At 70.0% G+C, this 18273-nt stretch carries 16 protein-coding genes, 1 pseudogene and 1 riboswitch; of the genes and pseudogenes, 10 read left to right on the top strand and 7 right to left on the bottom strand.

Annotated elements, in window-relative coordinates; genetic code table 11:
- Positions 1 to 61 precede the first annotated feature (61 nt).
- Positions 62 to 1069, bottom strand: coding sequence for an ABC transporter permease (locus ACTJI8_RS04230; RefSeq protein WP_440732144.1), 1008 nt, complete (start codon positions 1067 to 1069; stop codon positions 62 to 64).
- A gap of 172 nt (positions 1070 to 1241) precedes the next feature.
- On the opposite strand from ACTJI8_RS04230, the gene ACTJI8_RS04225 reads away from it, so the two are divergent.
- Complete coding sequence (locus tag ACTJI8_RS04225; protein ID WP_440732143.1) at positions 1242 to 2729, top strand: chlorohydrolase family protein; 1488 nt, start codon at positions 1242 to 1244, stop codon at positions 2727 to 2729.
- Complete coding sequence (locus ACTJI8_RS04220; RefSeq protein WP_440732142.1) at positions 2713 to 3378, top strand: GntR family transcriptional regulator; 666 nt, start codon at positions 2713 to 2715, stop codon at positions 3376 to 3378. The genes ACTJI8_RS04225 and ACTJI8_RS04220 overlap by 17 nt, the downstream gene beginning before the upstream one ends.
- A 55-nt stretch (positions 3379 to 3433) precedes the next feature.
- Here ACTJI8_RS04220 and ACTJI8_RS04215 read toward each other — a convergent pair whose 3' ends face one another.
- Positions 3434 to 4438: an isopenicillin N synthase family dioxygenase gene (locus ACTJI8_RS04215; protein ID WP_440732141.1), complete on the bottom strand. Its 1005-nt coding sequence runs from the start codon at positions 4436 to 4438 to the stop codon at positions 3434 to 3436.
- Positions 4439 to 4601: 163 nt separating this feature from the next.
- Here ACTJI8_RS04215 and efeU point away from each other — a divergent pair, with 163 nt between their 5' ends.
- The 6 genes from efeU to ACTJI8_RS04185 all read left to right on the top strand — a co-directional run bounded on the left by efeU (position 4602) and on the right by ACTJI8_RS04185 (position 11603).
- The gene (gene efeU / locus ACTJI8_RS04210) at positions 4602 to 5594 is read left to right on the top strand and encodes an iron uptake transporter permease EfeU (RefSeq protein ID WP_440732140.1); all 993 of its coding nucleotides are present in this window, start codon (positions 4602 to 4604) and stop codon (positions 5592 to 5594) included.
- Entirely contained in the window at positions 5591 to 6823 is a 1233-nt protein-coding gene (gene efeO, locus ACTJI8_RS04205) for an iron uptake system protein EfeO (protein ID WP_440732139.1), read from the top strand. The genes efeU and efeO overlap by 4 nt, the downstream gene beginning before the upstream one ends.
- Before the next feature lies 1 nt (position 6824).
- Complete coding sequence (efeB, locus tag ACTJI8_RS04200; RefSeq protein WP_440732138.1) at positions 6825 to 8138, top strand: iron uptake transporter deferrochelatase/peroxidase subunit; 1314 nt, start codon at positions 6825 to 6827, stop codon at positions 8136 to 8138.
- Positions 8139 to 8322: 184 nt separating this feature from the next.
- Entirely contained in the window at positions 8323 to 9537 is a 1215-nt protein-coding gene (locus tag ACTJI8_RS04195; protein ID WP_440732442.1) for an LLM class flavin-dependent oxidoreductase, read from the top strand.
- Position 9538: 1 nt separating this feature from the next.
- Entirely contained in the window at positions 9539 to 10183 is a 645-nt protein-coding gene (locus ACTJI8_RS04190; protein WP_440732137.1) for an FMN reductase, read from the top strand.
- A 67-nt stretch (positions 10184 to 10250) separates the two neighbouring features.
- A complete protein-coding gene (locus ACTJI8_RS04185; RefSeq protein WP_440732136.1) occupies positions 10251 to 11603 on the top strand; it encodes an FAD-binding oxidoreductase in 1353 nt (450 codons plus the stop codon).
- A gap of 94 nt (positions 11604 to 11697) precedes the next feature.
- On the opposite strand, the pseudogene ACTJI8_RS04180 reads toward ACTJI8_RS04185, so the two are convergent.
- From ACTJI8_RS04180 to ACTJI8_RS04170, 3 genes and pseudogenes are all read right to left on the bottom strand, one after another.
- A pseudogene (locus ACTJI8_RS04180) lies at positions 11698 to 12138 on the bottom strand (6,7-dimethyl-8-ribityllumazine synthase); the annotation flags it as partial.
- 7 nt (positions 12139 to 12145) lie between these two features.
- Positions 12146 to 12290: riboswitch (FMN riboswitch) on the bottom strand.
- 120 nt (positions 12291 to 12410) lie between these two features.
- Complete coding sequence (locus tag ACTJI8_RS04175) at positions 12411 to 13103, bottom strand: response regulator (protein WP_440732135.1); 693 nt, start codon at positions 13101 to 13103, stop codon at positions 12411 to 12413.
- Complete coding sequence (locus tag ACTJI8_RS04170; RefSeq protein ID WP_440732134.1) at positions 13100 to 14395, bottom strand: sensor histidine kinase; 1296 nt, start codon at positions 14393 to 14395, stop codon at positions 13100 to 13102. Before ACTJI8_RS04170 ends, ACTJI8_RS04175 begins: the two co-directional genes overlap by 4 nt.
- 180 nt (positions 14396 to 14575) lie before the next feature.
- Between ACTJI8_RS04170 and ACTJI8_RS04165 the strand changes: the two genes are divergently transcribed.
- Together ACTJI8_RS04165 and ACTJI8_RS04160 are read left to right on the top strand one after the other, a co-directional pair.
- Positions 14576 to 16024, top strand: coding sequence for a cation:dicarboxylate symporter family transporter (locus ACTJI8_RS04165; protein WP_440732133.1), 1449 nt, complete (start codon positions 14576 to 14578; stop codon positions 16022 to 16024).
- A 110-nt stretch (positions 16025 to 16134) separates the two neighbouring features.
- Positions 16135 to 16620 (top strand): SRPBCC family protein, encoded by a 486-nt coding sequence (locus ACTJI8_RS04160; protein WP_440732132.1) that lies wholly within the window; start codon positions 16135 to 16137, stop codon positions 16618 to 16620.
- A gap of 10 nt (positions 16621 to 16630) precedes the next feature.
- On the opposite strand, the gene ACTJI8_RS04155 is transcribed toward ACTJI8_RS04160, so the two are convergent.
- Both ACTJI8_RS04155 and ACTJI8_RS04150 read right to left on the bottom strand, forming a co-directional pair.
- On the bottom strand, positions 16631 to 17824 hold the full coding sequence (locus ACTJI8_RS04155) for a hypothetical protein (RefSeq protein WP_440732131.1): 1194 nt from the start codon (positions 17822 to 17824) through the stop codon (positions 16631 to 16633).
- A gap of 110 nt (positions 17825 to 17934) precedes the next feature.
- A complete protein-coding gene (locus ACTJI8_RS04150) occupies positions 17935 to 18105 on the bottom strand; it encodes a DUF5302 domain-containing protein (RefSeq protein WP_440732130.1) in 171 nt (56 codons plus the stop codon).
- Positions 18106 to 18273 lie beyond the last annotated feature (168 nt).

Below are 18273 nucleotides of genomic sequence, written 5' to 3'. Positions count from 1 at the left end.
CTTGGGTGGATGGACAGGGAAGTGCGTGGGGTGCGGGCGATCCCGGCAGACACGGTCGCGCTCAGCTGCGCGATGCCTTGGGATCGAGGGCGTCGCGGACCGCGTCGCCGAGCAGGTTGAAGGCGAGGACGGTGATCACGAGCGCGGTGCCGGGAACGATCAGGAACCAGGGGTCGACGAGGTACCAGTTACCCGACTGGGCTGCGTTGAGCATCTGGCCCCAGGACGGTGTCGGATCCTTGACGCCGACGCCGAGGAAGGAGAGCGCGGCCTCGGCCGAGATGTTGGTCGGGATCATCATCGTCGCGTACACGAGCACGACGCCGGACACGTTCGGGATCACCTGCGTGAACAGGATGGTGCGCTTGGAGGCGCCGTAGGATCGCGCGGCCTCGATGTACTCCTGCTCGCGGATGCTGAGCACCTGCCCGCGCACGACGCGAGCGAGATACGCCCAGCCGAAGAAGCCGAGGATGATCACCAGCGAGGCGATCGGCACGAAGCTGCCCTGGCCGAGGGCGGTGCCGCGCAGCCGGGACTGCAGGATCGGGGTGAGCGAGAGCACCAGAAGCAGGTGCGGGAACGCGAGGAAGAGGTCGATCAGGCGGCTGATGACCATGTCCACCTTGCCGCCGAAGAAGCCGGCGGCGGCACCCATGATGGTGCCCAGGACGACGGAGACCAGCGTGGCCAGCAGCGCGATGGTGAGGGAGACCTGCGCGCCATACGCGAGGCGGGCGAAGAGGTCGCGGCCGAGACCCGGCTCCACGCCGAGCCAGTGCTCAGCCGAGGGGTACATGAACTGCGGCAGCGGCAGACCCGGGGTGTTGAAGTTGTCCAGCGTCTCCGGGCCGGTGTGCGTCGTGAACGGACTCTGTCCTTCGATCGCCGTGAGCAGCGGGGCCAGGAGCGCGAACAGCACGATCGCGATGACCACGCCGAATGACGCCAGCGCGATCCGGCTGCGGCGGATCCGCAACCAGGCGGTGCCCAGCAGGGAGCGGCCGGTCGCGATCTTCGGGGTGGTGAGGGCCTCGGTGGTCGGGACCGTCGTCAGCGTTTCCGTCACGATCTTCCTTGATGGTCGGGAAAGGGGGTCTTCGGAATTGTATACCAAGATGGACGAATTTGTATACCAACGATCGCGAGTGCACCGCCAACGGGCGACATGAGTTGTCTCCAGGAGAGCGAGTCGATAGGTTTTGGATACCAATTGCCCCGTTTCGAGGAAAGTAGAACTCGTGCGCACCCTGATCACCGCCGATCATGTCCTGGCCTTCGACGGCACCTCGCACACGGCGCTCCGCGACGGCGCCGTGCTGGTGGACGACGACCGCATCGCCTTCGTGGGGTCGCGGGACGAGGCGCCACGGGACGCCGAACGCACGCTGGAGCTCGGTGAGTGCCTGCTGATGCCGGGGCTGATCGACCTGGACGCGCTCACCGACATCGATCACCTCATCCTCGACTCCTGGTCGACGCCCGAGCACGCCCGTCGCCTGCAGTGGTCCGACGACTGGTTCGCACGTCGACAGCACGTGTTCAGCACCGCCCAGCGCCGGCGCATCAGGCAGATCGCGCTCGTGCAGCTCGCCCTGCACGGCATCACGAGCTACATGCCGATCGCCTCCGAGGTGCACTCCGCATGGGCGGAGAACGCAGATGACTTCCTCGCCATGGCGGATTTCTCCCGCACGCTCGGTTTGCGGGGCTTCCTCGGCCCCTCCTACCGCTCCGGGGTCAACGTGGTGCAGGACGGGCGGCGCGCGATCCTCTTCGACGAGACAGAGGGCGCGGCAGGGCTCGCCGACGCGATCCGATTCCATGACACGGTGCGATCCTGGGCGGATCCTCTTCTCACGCCGGTCTTCCTGCCCTGCCGCATCGAGACGCTGACGCCCGAGCTGCTGTCGGCGACCGCGGATGCGGCCAGGGAGCGCGGCGCCCTGGTGCGCCTGCATGCCCTCCAGGGCGATTTCGAGCGCGACTGGATCCTCGAGCAGCACGGATGCACGCCGCTCGAGCTGATCCGCCGCCAGGGACTGCTCGACGACCGCCTGATCATCCCGCACGGTGTCTTCCTCGACGTCAACCCCCGGGTGTGGGGCGAGGACCGCGGAGATCTCGTGACCCTCGTCGAGGCAGGGGTCTCGATCGTGCACTGCCCGCTCACCAACGCGCGCTATGGATCCGAGCTGGAGACGTTCGGCCGCTACAAGGAGGCCGGACTGAACATCTCGCTCGGCACGGACTCGTTCCCGCCCGATCTGATCCGCGGCATCGACACCGGCGTCTCCGTCGCGAAGGTGCAGAACCGCTCGCTTGCTGCCGGCGACCTGGCCGGTTATGTGGAGGCGGCGACGCTCGGCGGCGCGCGCGCGCTGCACCGGCCCGATCTCGGCCGCATCACCGAAGGCACCGCCGCCGACCTCACCGCGTTCCGGCTCTCCGACGTGCGCTTCGGTCCGATCGAGGACCCGCTGCGCAACCTCGTGCTGGCCGGGAGCGCTCGAGACGCGTGCCTTACGATGGTCGCGGGCAAGGTCGTGATGCGCGACGGCGCGATCGACGGGATCGATCTGGACGCCGTCCGCGAGGACTCTCAGGTCCTGTTCGACATCATGCGCGCCGGCTACGACGAGCGCGACCACCTGGGTGGCGGCGGGCTGTTCCCGCCGGTGTTCCCGCTTGCGGGAGAGAAGAGGGCGGCTGATGGAGACCGGTCCTGAGTCGGAGGGCACCGCCCTCGCGCTCGCCGACCGCGTCTACCGCGATCTGCTCCGCGCGATCATCGACGGCGGGGTCGCGCCCGGTGCCTGGCTGAAGGAGCGCGAGCTCTCCGAGCGTTTCCAGGTGTCCCGTATCCCGGTGCGCCAGGCGCTGCAGCGGTTGGAAGCCGAGGGGTTCGTGATGACCTCGAGGCACCGCGGAGCCAACGTGACGCCGCTCACCCGCGCCGACATCCATGACCTGTTCGACACACGGCTCTGCTTCGAGCCGTTCGCCGCGCAGCGCGCCGCGGAGCGCGTGCACGCCGGGGTCGAGAGCATCGACCGGCTCCGAGCGCTGCACGAGGAGGCATCGGTCGGCGACGCGGCGGCGGCTCGCGCGGCGAGCCTCGAGTTCCATTCCGAGATCGTCCGGCTCAGCGGTAGTCGGCTGCTGCTGCGCAGCCTGGGTCCGCTCGTCGGCAGGATGGAGTGGGTGTTCCGGCTCACCCGCGAGGCGAGGGACAGCGAGCAGACGGACGAGCACGTCGAGCTCGTCGATTCGATCGCACACGGTCGCGGGCCCCTCGCGGCGGCGCAGATGTACGCGCACATCGAGATGAGCCGCGAGCCCGTCCTCGCGCAGCTGGACGGCGTGCTGGAGAACTGAGCGAGGGGCGTCGGGCCTGTGCGGTGCCGGCGCACCGCTGGGTCGTCGGCTGCGCTCAGGCGGGCGCTCCCACCAGATCCGCGTGGTGGATCGCCGCCACATCCGGATGTGCACGCAGGCGCGACTTCAACGCGTTCTCGCCGTAGAGGGCGTGGATCGGGTTGGACGGATCCTTGGTGACGCCTCGCGCCTGCGCGGCCAGCTCCGTCGGCAGATCGATCAGCGGCAGGCGCGCATCGAGTGCCGGGTTGAAGAAGAACGGGATCGAGATCCGCTCGTCCGGAGCCTGCGGCGACACCACCCGATGGTTGGTCGCCTTGAGGTAGCCGTCGGTCGCGTACTCGAGCAGCTCGCCGATGTTGACCACGAACGCTCCGTCGACCGGGGGAGCGTCGACCCAGGAGCCGTCGCGCTCGACCTGCAGACCTCCCTTGCCCGGCTCGACCCAGAGCAGCGTCAGCACACCCGAGTCCTTGTGGGCGCCGACACCCTGCTGGGGCTCGGGCTCGTGGGTGCCCGGGTAGCGGACGATCTTGATCAGCGTCGACGGATCCCCGAAGTTCTGCTCGAAGTACGTCTCCTCCGCGCCGAGCGCGAGCGCCCACGCCCGTAGCAGCTTGCGGGCCACGCCGGAGAGATGCTCATGCCATTCCGCGACGACCTCGCGCAGCTCGGGCTGGGCCTCGGGCCACAGGTTCGGCCCGATCAGGCGGTTGTAGCCGGGGCCGCCGTCGACGGCCTCGCGCTCCGGCCCGATGTCGATCTGCTCGCGCCAGTCCACGGCGCCCTGCGTGCGCTCGCCGCCGATCCTCGTGTACCCGCGGAAGTGCGGGCTCTTCACGTTCTCGATCGCGAGTTTTTCATCCTCCGGCAACGCGAAGAAGTCCTTCGCGGCCTGGTGCAGGCGACGTTCGAGCTCGGGGGTGACGCCCGTACCGGTCAGGTAGAAGAAGCCCACGTCGTGGGTCGCCGCGCGCAGGTCGTCACGGAATGCTGCGGCGGCCTCGGGACCCGCGTCGAGTCGGGACAGGTCAAGGATCGGGAGGTTCAGATCGGCCATGAGGCGAGGCTAGGACGGGCGCGGCGGGCGCTGGGCGATTGTTGCCGAGGATTACCGGGACGGATTTGTCACGGTTCTCGTGTCTGGAGACCGGAGAAGCGGATGCTAGAGTTTTTGAGGTAAGGCATCCCTTACTTCATGACTCTCCAGGAAACCGCCCCTCGTGCTCGCCACCTTCCTCATCGGCCTTCGTGAAGGCCTTGAAGCCGCGCTCGTCGTCGGCATCCTCGTCGCCTATCTGAAGCGCCTCGATCGCAAGGACGTGCTGCCGAGGATGTGGGCCGGTGTCGGGGCCGCGATCCTGCTCGCCCTCGTCATCGGCGCCGTGCTGACCTTCGGCGCCTACGCGCTGACGTTCCAAGGCCAGGAGATCATCGGCGGCACGCTGTCGCTGGTCACGGTCGGAATGGTCACGTGGATGATCTTCTGGATGCGCAAGGCGGGTCGCACCATGAAGGCCACGCTGCAGGGCGGCGTGGACCGCGCGCTCGAGGCGGGCACCGTGTGGGCGCTGGTGCTGGTCGGCTTCGTCTCCGTGGCTCGCGAGGGCGTGGAGACCACGTTGCTGCTGTGGTCCATGGTGCAGTCCTTCGGCGACGCCCCGTCGGCGATCCTCGGCGCAGTTCTCGGGCTCGTGGTCGCGATGCTCGCCGGCTGGCTGCTCGCCCGCGGCGCCGTGCGGCTCGACCTCGCTCGCTTCTTCACCTGGACCGGCGGCCTCCTGGTCATCATCGCGGCCGGCGTGCTCGCCTACGCGCTCAGCGACCTGCAGGAGGCCGGCGTCGTGCCCGGCCCGTTCACCGCGGCCGCGCCGCTCGACGCGGCCGGCGCGGTGCTCGTCGGCTGGGCGGGTGTGCCGTTCGGCTGGGCGTTCGACGTCACCGCCGCGATCCGCCCCGACAGCGCCCTCGCCGTGCTGCTGCAGGCCACGGTCGGCTTCATGCCGCGGATGAGCTGGCTCCAGGTCATCGCCTGGGTGCTGTACATCGCGATCGTCGGCACGCTGTTCGTGCGCGGGCTGCGCCGCACGGCGCCGGGCACGACCCGCTCCTCCTCCACGCCTGCCGTCGTCTCCGCCACGCCCGTCAAGACCGAGTCGGCGGCCACCCGTGCCGCAGCCACGACCGTCTCGCCCACTCCTGAAGGAGCCTCATGACCATCGCCCGCCGACCGATCGCCGTCCTCGGCGCCGTCGCCGCCCTCGGCCTCGCCCTCACCGGGTGCGTCGCCAAGTCCGACGTCGCCGCGAGCGGACGCCTGACCGTCGCGTCCACGGCGGACGCGTGCAGCGTCTCGGCCGGCACTGCGACCAGCGGAACGCTCGCCTTCGACGTGAGCAACAAGGGCGATGAGGTGACCGAGTTCTATCTGCTGGCCCATGACGGCGTGCGGATCGTCGGCGAGGTCGAGAACGTGGCGCCGGGCGCCTCGCGCACTCTCACCGTCGTCGCTCAGCCGGGCGAGTACTTCACGGTGTGCAAGCCGGGGATGATCGGTGCCGGTGTCGGCAAGACCGCGTTCTCCGTCAGCGGCGAGAAGGTCGCGGAGACCGGCGGCGACGCCGCGCAGAAGCAGAAGGCGCTCACGCAGTACGCCTCGTACGTGAAGGATCAGGTCGACCAGCTCCTGCCAGCGGCGAAGACCTTCGCCGACGCGTACCGCGGCGGTGACGACGCGGCAGCGAAGGCCCAGTTCTCGACCGTGCGCGCCTACTACGAGCGCATCGAGCCCATCGCGGAGCAGCTGGGCACGCTCGACCCGCGCCTGGACTTCCGCGAGCTCGACGCCAAGGCCGAGGGCATCGACTGGACCGGCTTCCACCGCATCGAGAAGGACCTGTGGGCTCCGGCCGCGGGCGCGATGAACTCTGACGGCACCACCCCGGCGAACCTCGACTGGGCGCCCTCGACGCCTGCCGAGCGCGCGACCTTCGCCGACAAGCTCCTCGCCGACCTGCAGGAGCTCTACGACCACGTCCACTCCGACGCCTTCGTGAAGGACCTCGAGTCCAAGGGCATCGCCGGCATCTCCAACGGCGCGATCTCGCTCCTTGACGAGGTCGCCAACGGCAAGATCACGGGCGAGGAGGACTGGTGGTCCGGCACGGACCTCTCCGACTTCGCCGCGAACGTCGAGGGATCCAAGATGGCCTTCTCCGTCGTGCGCGAGTTCGCCGAGAGCAAGGGCTCCGAGGGCAAGAAGCTCGTGGAGCAGATCGATCGCGGATTCTCCGCGCTGGAGGCCGAGCTCGCGGTGCACGGCTCGCTGAAGGACGGCTTCGCGGCGTACTCGACGGTCACCGAGACCCAGAAGCGCGACCTCACCGACCTGCTGAACGCGCTCGCCGAGCCGCTCTCCAAGCTCACCAGCACGATCCTCGGCTGACATGACGGTCCCTGAGTCCTCGGAAGGATCCGCTCGCCCCGCCGCCGCGGTGCCGGAAGGGTCGTCGACCACCGACGCGCGCACCGGCATCAGCCGCCGCGGGCTGATCGGCTGGGCGCTCGGCAGCGGCGTCGCCGGCATCGCCGTCGGTGCCGGCGGTGCGGCGGCTGTCGCCGCGACCGGGGTGCTCGGCGGATCCGCTCCCGTCGACGAGTACGCGTTCGAGGGGGCTCACCAGGCCGGGATCACCACCCGCGTGCAGGAGCATCTGCATTTCGCGAGCTTCGACATGATGCCGCGTGCGAGCCGCGACGATCTCATCTCACTGCTGCAGGACTGGAGCTACGCCGCGTCCCGGCTGGCGAAGGGTCTCGAGGTCAGCGCCTCGGGTGCCGTCGGGGGCTCCCCGGAGGCGCCGCCGGACGACACCGGCGAGGCGCAGGGGCTCACGGCGGCGGGCCTCACGATCACTTTCGGGCTCGGACCGTCCCTCTTCCTCGCGGAGGGGGACAGGTTCGGCATCGCCGATCGGCGTCCGTCCGTGCTCGCCGATCTGCCGGTTTTCGTCGGCGACGCCCTCGATGCCGGCTATACGGGTGGTGACCTCTGCATCCAAGCCTGTGCCGACGATCCTCAGGTCGCGGTGCACGCCGTGCGCAACCTCAGCCGGATCGCGTTCGGCCGCGCCAGGCTGCGCTGGTCGCAGCTCGGCTTCGGTCGCACCTCGCGCACCGCCGCGGACCAGCAGACCCCGCGCAACCTCTTCGGATACAAAGACGGCACCGCGAACATCCTCGCCGACGACACCGAGGCCCTCGCCGAGCACGTCTGGGTATCGGAGAAGGACGAGCCCGCCTGGATGGCCGGAGGCTCGTATCTCGTCGCACGCAAGATCGCGATGCTCATCGAGACCTGGGACCGTCTGCGCTTGGCCGAGCAGGACCGCACCATCGGCCGGGCGAAGGGCAGCGGTGCGCCGCTGTCGGGTGGAGGCGAGTTCGCCGAGCCGTCGTTCCATGGCGGTCGCATCGACGAGCATTCCCATGTGCGACTCGCGCACCCCACGGTCAACGACGGCATCCGCATCCTGCGCCGCGGCTACAACTACGTCGACGGCAACAACGAGCTGGGCCGTCTCGATGCCGGCCTGTTCTTCCTCTCCTACCAGCGCTCGCCGGAGCAGTTCGTCGCCCTCCAGAAGAGGCTGTCGACCGACCTCATGAGCGAGTACATCAAGCACATCGGATCCGGCATCTGGGCGATCCCGGCCGGGGCGCACAAGGGCTCGTACGTCGGGTCCGAGCTGTTCGCCTGACCTGCGCGCTGTTCGTACGGAGCGCTCGTCCTGCACCGGGCGGGCGCTCCTGCGTTCGTAGCCGCCCTGGCCGATCTCGTGGATCCCGGGAATACTTCTCGCAGGCGGGTGTTTCAACAGATATATTCAAGTGAATAGAAATCTGAAGGAGAACGCAGTGAGCGAGTCGAGCACCTGGTCGGGCATGCAGTTCGGCCTCATGTCGGTCAGCGACATCACCCGGAACCCGGTGACGGGCGAGACGCCGAGCGAGCGTGAGCGGATCCAGAACACGCTCACGATCGCCAAGCACGCGGAAGAGGTCGGCCTCGACGTCTTCGCGATCGGCGAGCACCACAACCCGCCGTTCTGGTCGTCGAGCCCGACGACCTTCCTCGCGGCGCTCGCCGCGCAGACCGAGCGTCTCATCGTCTCGACCTCCACGACGCTCATCACGACGAACGACCCGGTGAAGATCGCCGAGGACTACGCGATGCTGCAGCACGTCTCCGGCGGTCGTATGGACCTCATGATGGGCCGCGGCAACACCGGCCCGGTCTACCCCTGGTTCGGCAAGGACATCCGTCAGGGCCTGCCGCTCGCGATCGAGAACTACGCCCTGCTGCACGAGCTGTGGACCAAGGACGTCGTGGACTGGGAGGGCAAGTTCCGCACCTCGCTGCAGGGCTTCACCTCCACCCCGCGCCCGCTCGACGGCGTCGCGCCGTTCGTCTGGCACGGCTCCATCCGCACGCCGGAGATCGCCGAGCAGGCCGCCTACTACGGCGACGGCTTCTTCGCGAACAACATCTTCTGGCCCAAGGAGCACTACCAGCGCCTCATCGAGCTGTACCGCCAGCGCTACGCGCACTACGGTCACGGCACGCCGGAGCAGGCGATCGTCGGCCTCGGCGGACAGGTGTTCATGCGGGCGAATTCGCAGGACGCGGTGGACGAGTTCCGTCCCTACTTCGACAACGCGCCGGTGTACGGCCACGGCCCGTCGATGGAGGACTTCACCGAGATGACGCCGCTCACGGTCGGCTCTCCGCAGCAGGTCATCGACCGCTATGCCGCGATGCGCGAGCACTACGGCGACTACCAGCGCCAGCTCTTCCTCATGGACCACGCGGGGCTCCCGCTCAAGGTCGTGCTCGAGCAGCTCGACATCCTGGGCGGCGAGGTCGTGCCGGTGCTCCGCAAGGAGCTCGCGCAGAACCGCCCCGCCACCGTGCCGGACGCTCCGACCCACGCCGCCCGGGTCAAGGCCGTGTACGGCGACGGGCCGTCGCGCGAGGCGCGCCCCGGCGCGAACCGCGGTGACAACCTGACCGCCGGCTCGCCCTACCAGGACGGCGGCGCGGTTCCGGCCGCCGCCGGCTCCTCCTTCGGCGCAGCGGCCGCGAAGGGGGCGAACTGAGATGGGCGCGCGTCGCATCGCGGTGATCTCCGCGGGGCTCAGCAACCCGTCCTCCACGCGGATGCTCGCCGACCGCCTCGCGGCGGAGACCGCGCACCGGCTCACTGAGCTCGGCTCCGAGGTCAGCGTCGACGTGATCGAGCTGCGCGATCTCGCGCACGACATCACGAACAACCTGCTCACGGGGTTCGCGCCGCCGGCGCTGGACTCGGCGATCAACACGGTGATCTCGGCCGACGGCATCATCGCCGTGACGCCGATCTTCTCGACGAGTTACTCCGGTCTGTTCAAGTCGTTCATCGACGTGCTGGATCCGGATGCGCTCACCGGCAAGCCCGTCCTGATCGGCGCGAACGCGGGCACCGCACGGCACTCGCTCGCGATCGACTACGCGATCCGTCCGCTGTTCACCTACCTGCACGCCGAGCCGGTGCCCACCGGGGTGTTCGCGGCGTCGAGCGACTGGGGTGCGAAGGCCGACGAGGTCGCGCCGCTCAGCACGCGCGTCGAGCGCGGGGCGCGCGAGCTCGCCGAGGCGATGGCCCGCCGGGAGCCGGCGGCCGACAAGGATCCGTTCGACCCGGGCAACTACCTCGGCGAAGGCCGCTCCTTCGGTCATCTGCTCGGAGGCCTCGCGGGGGAGTAGGCCGGCTTCAGAGCATCGGGGCGTGACACCGCCGACGAATGTCCGTGGGACATCGTACGGTGGCGTCATGCCCCTTCTGACTGCGTTCGATGCCCTTCTCAGCGAGCTCGACGGCTCCCTCCTGCGCGCCGGAGACGATGGATTCGATGCGGCTCGTCGCCCATGGAACCTCTCGATAGACCAGCTTCCGGCCGCGGTGGCGACGCCTGCCGGTCTCGATGATCTGCGCAGGATCCTCGCCGCCGCGTGCGAGGCCGGAACGCCGATCGCCGTGCAGCCCAGCGGGCATGGCGCCTCCGGGGACCTGGCCGGGGCCGTGATCGTCCGGACGGCGGCGTTCGACCGGCTCGACATCGACCTCGAGGCCGGCGTCGTGGTGGTCGGCAGCGGCGTGCGCTGGGGTGCGGTGGTGGACGCCCTGGAAGGCACCGGCTGGGCGGCCCCCGCGGGCACGAGCCCCGTCGTCTCGGTCGCCGGGTACACGCTCGGCGGCGGACACTCCTGGTTCAGCCGCACCGCCGGACTCGGCTCCGACAACCTGCGCGCGGCGTGGGTGCTGCGGTCCGACGGCACGCACGAGCGCATCGACGACGACAGCGACCGCGAGGCCATGTGGGCGCTCCGCGGCGCCGGCGGCGTGGTCGGCATCGTGACCGCGCTCGAGATCGACCTCGTTCGTGCTCCGGAGCAGTGGGGCGCCTCTCTGACGTTCGATGCGGCGGACTCCGCTGCCGTGATCCGCGCCGTGCGGGACCTCGCCGCGTCCGCGGCGGCGACGCTCAACGTGTTCACGAACTCGATGCGGATGCCGGATGCGCCGATGCTGCCCGAGGAGATCCGCGGAAAGAGCTTCGTGACGGTGCAGGCCCTGTCCTCCCATGGTGCGGCAGACGCGTTCCTGGCGGGCGTGCGCCGGGCCGGCGCCGTCCAGCGCGAGACCTCAGGCCCCACCTCGCCCGCCGCGCTCGCGGCGGCATCGGGTGAGCCGACGGATCCGACCGCGGGCCGGGGCGCCTCCCTCGCCCTCGACCGGCTCGACGATGCCACGATCGACGCGCTGGTGCAGTTCCGCCAGGCGCCCGAGCAGTCGCCGATCGTCGGGATCGATCTGCGCATGCTGGGGGGCGCCCTCGACGCACCACGGCGGTCCGGCTTCGCCTCCCTGGCCTCGGCGTCATGGCTTCTGCATGCGCTCGTGCCGAACTTCCCGGGCGCGCCGGCCGAGCCCGGCGACGCGAGCATCGCGGGCCTCCTCGAACTACTCGCCCCGGTCGCGGCTGACCGGACGGTGCCGACCTTCCTCACGCCCGGTCAGACGCTCGAGCGGTGCGCCACGGCGGCCGACCTCGATCGGCTCCGGGCGATCCGAGCGAGCGCGGATCCTGACGGCGTGCTGCACGAGGGACGCCTGCCGCGCTGAGGTCCACTGTGCAGCGCAGCGGCGTCGGCCACGGCCGGGGCCTCGACGCGCACGCCGACCCGCGTCGGGCCCCGGTGCGGGCGTCGAGCGGTCGTCAGTCGATCGCGGCGAGGCTCTGCACCGTGGCCGAGACGGCCTCGGCGAGCTCACGACCCTTCACGGAGAAGTGGCGACGGAAGTAGTCCTGGTGCTCGTCGTGCTCGTGGAAATGGTGCGGCGTGAGCACAGCGGAGAACACCGGGACGTCCGTTTCCAGTTGCACGCGCATGAGGGCGTCGACGACGGATCCGGCGACGAAATCGTGCCGGTAGATCCCGCCGTCCACGACGAGAGCGCTCGCGGCGATGCCCTGGTAGCGCCCTGTGCGTGCGAGACGCTTCGCGTGCAGGGGGATCTCGAACGCGCCGGGGACACGGAACACGTCGACCTCGTCGAAGCCCAGCTCCGCGAGACGTTCGACGAATGCGGAAACCGTCTGCTCGACGATCTCGGCGTGCCACTGCGCGGCGACGATGGCGATTCTGGGCATGGTGGACTGCTCCTTCTGTCCTCTCTCATCCGGACTGTGACCGTCGGCTCCGGAATCGCACCGGATCGGCGGTCCCCGCCATGGGGACCGTTCGCGGGCTCGCGCGGACATGCCGCGACACCGCCGGTGGGGACTTGCACCCCGCCCTGAGGACACGACGACGCTATCACCGCGGGACGCGCCACCAGGACACCCGCATCTCCGCGGCGCGGACCTGGCGGCCGGGACCTGGCCGACCGCGGTCGCGGCTCGAATGCCGAGCGGCGATCCACCGGGCCTCAGCGCGGCGCGGTGGCGTCCCCAGCCAGGCGGTACGCCGTCTCGGGCCGGCCCGGCGTGCCGTAGCGCGGGGCGCGGATCGCGACCTGCTGCGCGACGAGGTGCTCCAGGTATCGGCGCGCAGTGACCCTGGAGACGCCGACGAGAGGCGCGGCCTCGCCGGCCGAGAGGTCGCCGTGCGCGCGCAGCACTGCGGTGACCGCGTGCAGCGTCTCGGCGGCGAGCCCCTTCGGCAGGGCGATGGTGCCGGTCGCCGGACCTCCGATGAGGGCGTCGATCTCCTCCTGGCTGGCGGCACCGGCGAGACCGGCCGCGCGTTCGTGACGATCGCGGAACTGCTGCAGACGCTCGCGGAAGACCGCGAACGGGAAGGGCTTGAGCAGGTACTGCGCCACACCGAGCGCCGACATCCGCCGCACAGCCTCGACATCACGCACGCTGGTCACCGCGATCACCTCGATCGCACTGCCGGCACCGCGGATGCGGCGCAGCACGTCGATGCCCGATCCGTCCGGCATCGTGAGATCCAGCAGGACCAGGTCGATCCGCCCCGCGTCCGCGGAGAGGGCGTTGAGCGCCGCCCGCACGCCGGTGCACTCTCCGACGACCTCGAACCCATCGAGCCGGGCGATGTAGGCCGCGTGGAGCTCGAGTGTGAGCGGGTCATCGTCGACGAGCAGCACTCCGATCATGCGGTTCTCCCTTCACGTCCGATGCCGGGCAGCGTCACACGGAACGCCGTGGGCTCGGTGGAGAGCTCGACGCTTCCGCCCGCGGCCGTCACGATGTCCCGGACGAGCGCGAGCCCCACTCCGCGCCCCGAGCGGTCGCTGGGCTTGGTGGAGAAGCCGTGCTCGAAGATCCGCTCCCGGAGCTCGACCGGGATGCCGGGACCTCCGTCCGAGACGGTGATCACGACGGCTCCGCCGTCGTCCGCGGCCACGTCGACACGCACCCAGCGGTCGGCGCCGGACTCCGCCTGAGACGCGGCGTCGAGGGCGTTGTCGATGAGATTGCCGACGAGGGCGACCGCGTCGACGGGGGTCAGATCCGCGCGCGGCGCCGCCGGATCCACGTGCACGTGCCAGCGCACGCCGCGCTCCTTCGCCTGCGAGGCCTTGCCCAGCAGGAGTGCGCCGAGCGTCGGATCCCCATCCCGCAGCGTCATCTGATCGATCACGGACTGGCTCTGCGCGGAGGTTTCCGACAGCAGGGCGATCGCCTCCTCGCGTCGGTCGAGTTCCAGGAGCGACAACGCCGTGTGCAGGCGGTTGCCGTGCTCGTGCGTCTGTGCGCGCAGCGCCTCGCCGAGTGTGCGCACCGACTCGTAGCCGGCCACCGCCTCTCGCACGTCGCGGGCGTCGAGATCGCCGGTGATGCGCCGTGTCGCGAGCCGCGCGAACACGGCGCCCAGCGCGCCGAGCGCGACGACGGCCAGGGTGAGGAGCAGGATCACCGGCAGGCGTCGCAGCAGGGCGCCGCCCAGCGACTCCACGGTCACCCCTGCCGACACCCAGCCGACGACCGTCCCTGCGGCGTCGCGGACGGGAGCGATGGTGCGCACGGACGGGCCGAGGGTTCCCGTGTACTGCTCGGTGAGGGCGCGGTCGTCGCGGGGGATCGTGCCGATGTAGTGCCCGCCGACCTGCGCCGGATCCGGGTGCGTGAGCCGCACGCCGTGTCCGTCCATGACGGTGATGAAGTCCAGCCCCGCGCCCGTGCGCACGGACTCGACGTAGCTGCGCAGGTCCGTCTCCGCGGCGGAACGGTCCGTCGCGGTCACGGCCGTTTCGATCTCCGGGGCGACGGAGAGCGCCCGCGCGATCGCGGCCGTGACGTGCTCGGCCTCCTGCCGTGCCGAGGTCTGCGCCTCCCAGGTGAGGAACGCGCCGATCGCCACGCCGATCAGCAGCACGGATCCGATCAGCAGCGCGAACACGCGCGAAGCCGCACTGCGCACGCCGCCGCGTCTTGTCGTCGCCATCGCCGATCCGGACCTCCTCAGACAGTATGCGCGAGTCGCGGCGCGCAGTGCGGCCTGCTCAGATTTCGCCCCGGTTTCAATACGAACAGAACTCGCCGCCGGGCGTCGTCGCTGCACACCATGGTCGACACGGCCCGCCCGACGTGGTGCGGGCGTCCTGTTCACTCAGCGGAGGCGATGATGGCTCTCACCGAAGGTTTCAGACTCCCGCGGCACGACTGGCGCCGCGGCAAGAACTCCTGGGACAAGCACACCTGGCTCTACTTGTCCGTACTCGTGGCGGTCGGCCTCGGAATAGCGGTGGGACTCCTGTTCCCGCAGTTCGCACAGGGCCTCGAGCCCATCGGCAAGGGGTTCGTGAGCCTCATCAAGATGATGATCGCGCCGATCATCTTCTGCACGATCGTGATCGGCGTCGGATCGATCGCCAAGGCGGCGACGGTCGGCAAGATCGGCGGACTCGCGCTGATCTACTTCATGGTCATGTCGACCTTCGCCCTCGCGATCGGCCTGATCGTCGGCAACATCATCCACCCGGGTGAGGGTCTGCACATGGCCGGCGCGACCTACGAGGCGGCCACGACCGAGGCCAAGACGACGCAGGACTTCATTCTCGGCATCATCCCCGCCACGTTCTTCGGCGCCTTCACCGGCGAGAGCGTGCTGCAGGTGCTCTTCATCGCGCTCCTCGTCGGTTTCGCGCTGCAGGGGCTCGGGGATCGAGGCGCGCCCATCATGGGAGCGATCAAGCACCTGCAGACGCTCGTGTTCCGCGTGCTCGGAATGATCCTGTGGCTCGCCCCCCTCGGTGCGTTCGGCGCGATCGCGGCAGTGGTCGGCAAGACCGGCGTCGCGGCGATCTGGAGCCTCGGGATCCTCCTCGGCGCGTTCTACCTGACCTGCATCGTGTTCATCGTCGTGGTGCTCGGCGGGATCCTGAAGCTCGTCGCCGGGGTGAACATCTTCCAGCTGATGAAGTACCTCGGGCGTGAGTACCTGCTGATCGTCGGGACGTCCTCGTCGGAGTCGGCACTGCCTCGGCTGATCGCGAAGATGGAGCATCTGGGTGTGGCCAAGCCCGTGGTGGGCATCACCGTGCCGACCGGCTACTCCTTCAACCTCGACGGCACCGCGATCTACCTGACCATGGCGTCACTGTTCATCGCGACCGGTCTGGGACAGCCGATGTCCATCCCGGAGCAGATCGGCCTGCTCGTGTTCATGATCATCGCGAGCAAGGGCGCGGCCGGCGTCACCGGCGCCGGACTCGCGACCCTCGCCGGTGGCCTGCAGGCCTACCGTCCCGATCTCGTGAACGGGGTCGGAGTGATCGTGGGGATCGACCGTTTCATGTCTGAAGGGCGCGCGCTGACCAACTTCACGGGGAACGCCGTCGCCACGATCCTCATCGGCACCTGGACGAAGCAGATCGATGCGGAGCAGGTGCGTCAGGTGCTCTCCGGCGCACGGCCGTTCGACGAGTCGCTGCTGGACGGCGTGGGGCACGACGGGCAGCCGGCCGTGCAGGACGGAGCCGAGCCTGTCAGCACCGAGACGCTCGGGCACGCGGCGGTCGAGGAGATGGCCGCGAAGCAGCAGCGGGCGCGGGCCCGCGCCGAGCGCGGCTGACCCGAATCGCCGGGATCGAGCCGGGGCAGGGAGCGCAGACGACGGCTCCCCGCCTCGGCTCGTCGGCCGTCGCAGCCTCTCGCCGCGACCAGGGGCGATAGCGTCGGAGCATGCCCGTCGTTCAGGCCGCCGTCGTCGTCCCCATCCCGCCCGTGCTCGCGTACGCGGTTTCGCAGACCACAGGAGAGGTGCGGCGCCGCTGGGATGGCTTCATCCGGGCGCAGCACTTCCTTGATGGCGCGACGACGCCGGCCAAGGGCGTGCGCACGTTCACCCGGCAGCGATTCGGGCTGTCGATGATCACCCACTACGTCTCGTACGCGCCGCCGACGAACGTCGGGATGGTGATGGAGAAGGGCCCGTGGTTCTTCCGCACGCTCGGTGCGGGGTGGCGCTTCGAACCCGTCGACGGGGGCACGCGCGCGGTCTGGAAATACAACTTCACCTGCCGCCCGACCTGGCTCGCACCGGTCGCGGAGCGGATCGGGACCGTCGTTCTCGGGTATGAGGTCCGCCGCAGGATCGCCGGCTTCGCGCGCGGCTGTGCGGATCCGGTCGTGCTCGAAGCCGCGGGTGCAACGCTCGCCGAGAGCTGAACCAGGCCGGTCAGTACCAGTTGTTCGACACCTCGTGCGCCCAGGCTCCGCAGGGGGATCCGTAGCGGTCCTGGATGTAGCTGAGGCCCCAGTCGATCTGGGTGTTCCCGTTGGTGCGCCAGTCGGCGCCGGCCGCCGCGAGCTTGTCAGCCGGAAGAGCCTGCGGGATCCCGTAGGCCCCGCTGTCCGGGTTCAGGGCATCCGCCCGCCAGCTCGACTCCTGCATCCACAGCCGGTACAGGCACGGGAACTGATCCTGGCCCCAGCCGTAATTGCCGAGCTGCCCGGCGGCATACGCCTGGGCTCCGGCCGGATCGACGTTCACGCCGTCACCGCCGAGCCCGTCCCAGCCTCCGCCGCTTCCGCCCCCGGACCCCGCGGCAGCGGCCGCTTCGGCGGCTGCCGCCTGCTCCCGTTCCTGCTCGGCGACCTGCTGGCCGATCCGATAGCGTCGCTCCACGTCGGCCGTGGTGTTCTTCAGGGCGGCCAGCTGCGAGTACAACGTGGTGACGTGGCCCTGCAGATCGGCGACGGCGGCGGCTTCCGCGTCGGCGGCGGCTTTCGCCTTCTGCGCCGCGTCCTCGGCAGAGGTCGCGAGGGCGTCCCTGGCCGCGCGGGCGACCTGCGCCTGATCCTGCAGCGACGTGGCGACGCCCTGCACGGCGATCGCGCGTTCGCCGAGCTTCGCCCAGGTCGCGTCGAGCTGCTGCAGTGCGCCGAGGCGCGTGAGCAGCTCGTCCGGATCCGCCGAGGTGAAGAGCCGCACGGTGAGGGGCGACGCGGTCTCGGCACGCGCGCGGGCGGCGATCAGCGAACCGACTTGCTCGTGCGTCTGCTGCACGGTCTGCTCGGCTGCCGCGGCCTGCACGCCCAGCTCGTCCGCCCGGTGCGCGGCAGCGTCCGCGTCGGCACGAGCCGCGTCCGCCGCCTGGGCCGCCTTCATCGCCGCCGTCGAGGCGTCGGCGGCCTTCTGCTGAGCGGTCGCGAGGGCGTCGTTGATGCGGGTGATCTGATCTTGCGTGGCCTGTTCGTTTCCCTGGGCGTTCTGCACGTCCTGCCACGAGGGGTAGTCGTCGGCATATGCCGGTGCGGCCACCGCGAGCGGCACCGTCAGCAGCACGCCGGCCACGAGCGCCAGGAGCGGGCGCGAGGCGCGTGCTCTGCGCCCAGGCGCAGGTGCGGCGGAGCCGGAGGGAAGGATCACCCTTCGACGCTAACCCCGCTCGCTGTGGATTCCCACCCCTGCCGGTGGATGCGCGGACGACGAAGGGCGCCGACGATCCCTCGTCGGCGCCCTTCGCGGTGGATACAGGATCAGCCGCTCTTGCGGCGGAACTCGCGCCTGGTCTGCGCCCCGTGCGCGGCGTGCACGGCGGAGTCGCCGTTCAGGTGCGCCTCGCCCTGATGCTGCTGGGCGTTCTTCTTTTCGAGCGCCTCCTTGAATTTGCGCTTCATGTCCGCGGCGGCGGTGTCGTCGGTACTCATGGCGCCAGCCTAGCGCCGGGGGCGTCCCGCAGTCCTGGAAGAACGAAGCGGGACGGGTAGGGGGCGCCCCGGCAGACACGCGGTGACCGATCGCGGTGCATCCGGTGAACACTCCGTGATCGCACCGGTTTCCGGCGCTGCGGGGCGGAAACGGGCGGGATCCTGATC

This window comes from Microbacterium sp. 22303, from assembly GCF_052045265.1.
Classification (GTDB): Bacteria; Actinomycetota; Actinomycetes; order Actinomycetales; family Microbacteriaceae; genus Microbacterium.
The sequence above is the reverse complement of the archived record's forward strand: the minus strand, read 5'-3'. Positions and strand labels throughout refer to the sequence as shown.

Excerpts from the sequence above, each read along its gene's own strand:
- ACTJI8_RS04220 (WP_440732142.1), top strand. The coding sequence starts at position 2,713 with ATGGAGACCGGTCCTGAGTCGGAGGGCACCGCCCTCGCGCTCGCCGAC.
- ACTJI8_RS04215 (WP_440732141.1), bottom strand. The coding sequence starts at position 4,438 with ATGGCCGATCTGAACCTCCCGATCCTTGACCTGTCCCGACTCGACGCG.
- efeO (WP_440732139.1), top strand. The coding sequence starts at position 5,591 with ATGACCATCGCCCGCCGACCGATCGCCGTCCTCGGCGCCGTCGCCGCC.
- efeB (WP_440732138.1), top strand. The coding sequence starts at position 6,825 with ATGACGGTCCCTGAGTCCTCGGAAGGATCCGCTCGCCCCGCCGCCGCG.
- ACTJI8_RS04195 (WP_440732442.1), top strand. The coding sequence starts at position 8,323 with ATGCAGTTCGGCCTCATGTCGGTCAGCGACATCACCCGGAACCCGGTG.
- ACTJI8_RS04190 (WP_440732137.1), top strand. The coding sequence starts at position 9,539 with ATGGGCGCGCGTCGCATCGCGGTGATCTCCGCGGGGCTCAGCAACCCG.
- ACTJI8_RS04185 (WP_440732136.1), top strand. The coding sequence starts at position 10,251 with ATGCCCCTTCTGACTGCGTTCGATGCCCTTCTCAGCGAGCTCGACGGC.
- ACTJI8_RS04175 (WP_440732135.1), bottom strand. The coding sequence starts at position 13,103 with ATGATCGGAGTGCTGCTCGTCGACGATGACCCGCTCACACTCGAGCTC.
- ACTJI8_RS04170 (WP_440732134.1), bottom strand. The coding sequence starts at position 14,395 with ATGGCGACGACAAGACGCGGCGGCGTGCGCAGTGCGGCTTCGCGCGTG.
- ACTJI8_RS04165 (WP_440732133.1), top strand. The coding sequence starts at position 14,576 with ATGGCTCTCACCGAAGGTTTCAGACTCCCGCGGCACGACTGGCGCCGC.
- ACTJI8_RS04160 (WP_440732132.1), top strand. The coding sequence starts at position 16,135 with ATGCCCGTCGTTCAGGCCGCCGTCGTCGTCCCCATCCCGCCCGTGCTC.
- ACTJI8_RS04150 (WP_440732130.1), bottom strand. The coding sequence starts at position 18,105 with ATGAGTACCGACGACACCGCCGCCGCGGACATGAAGCGCAAATTCAAG.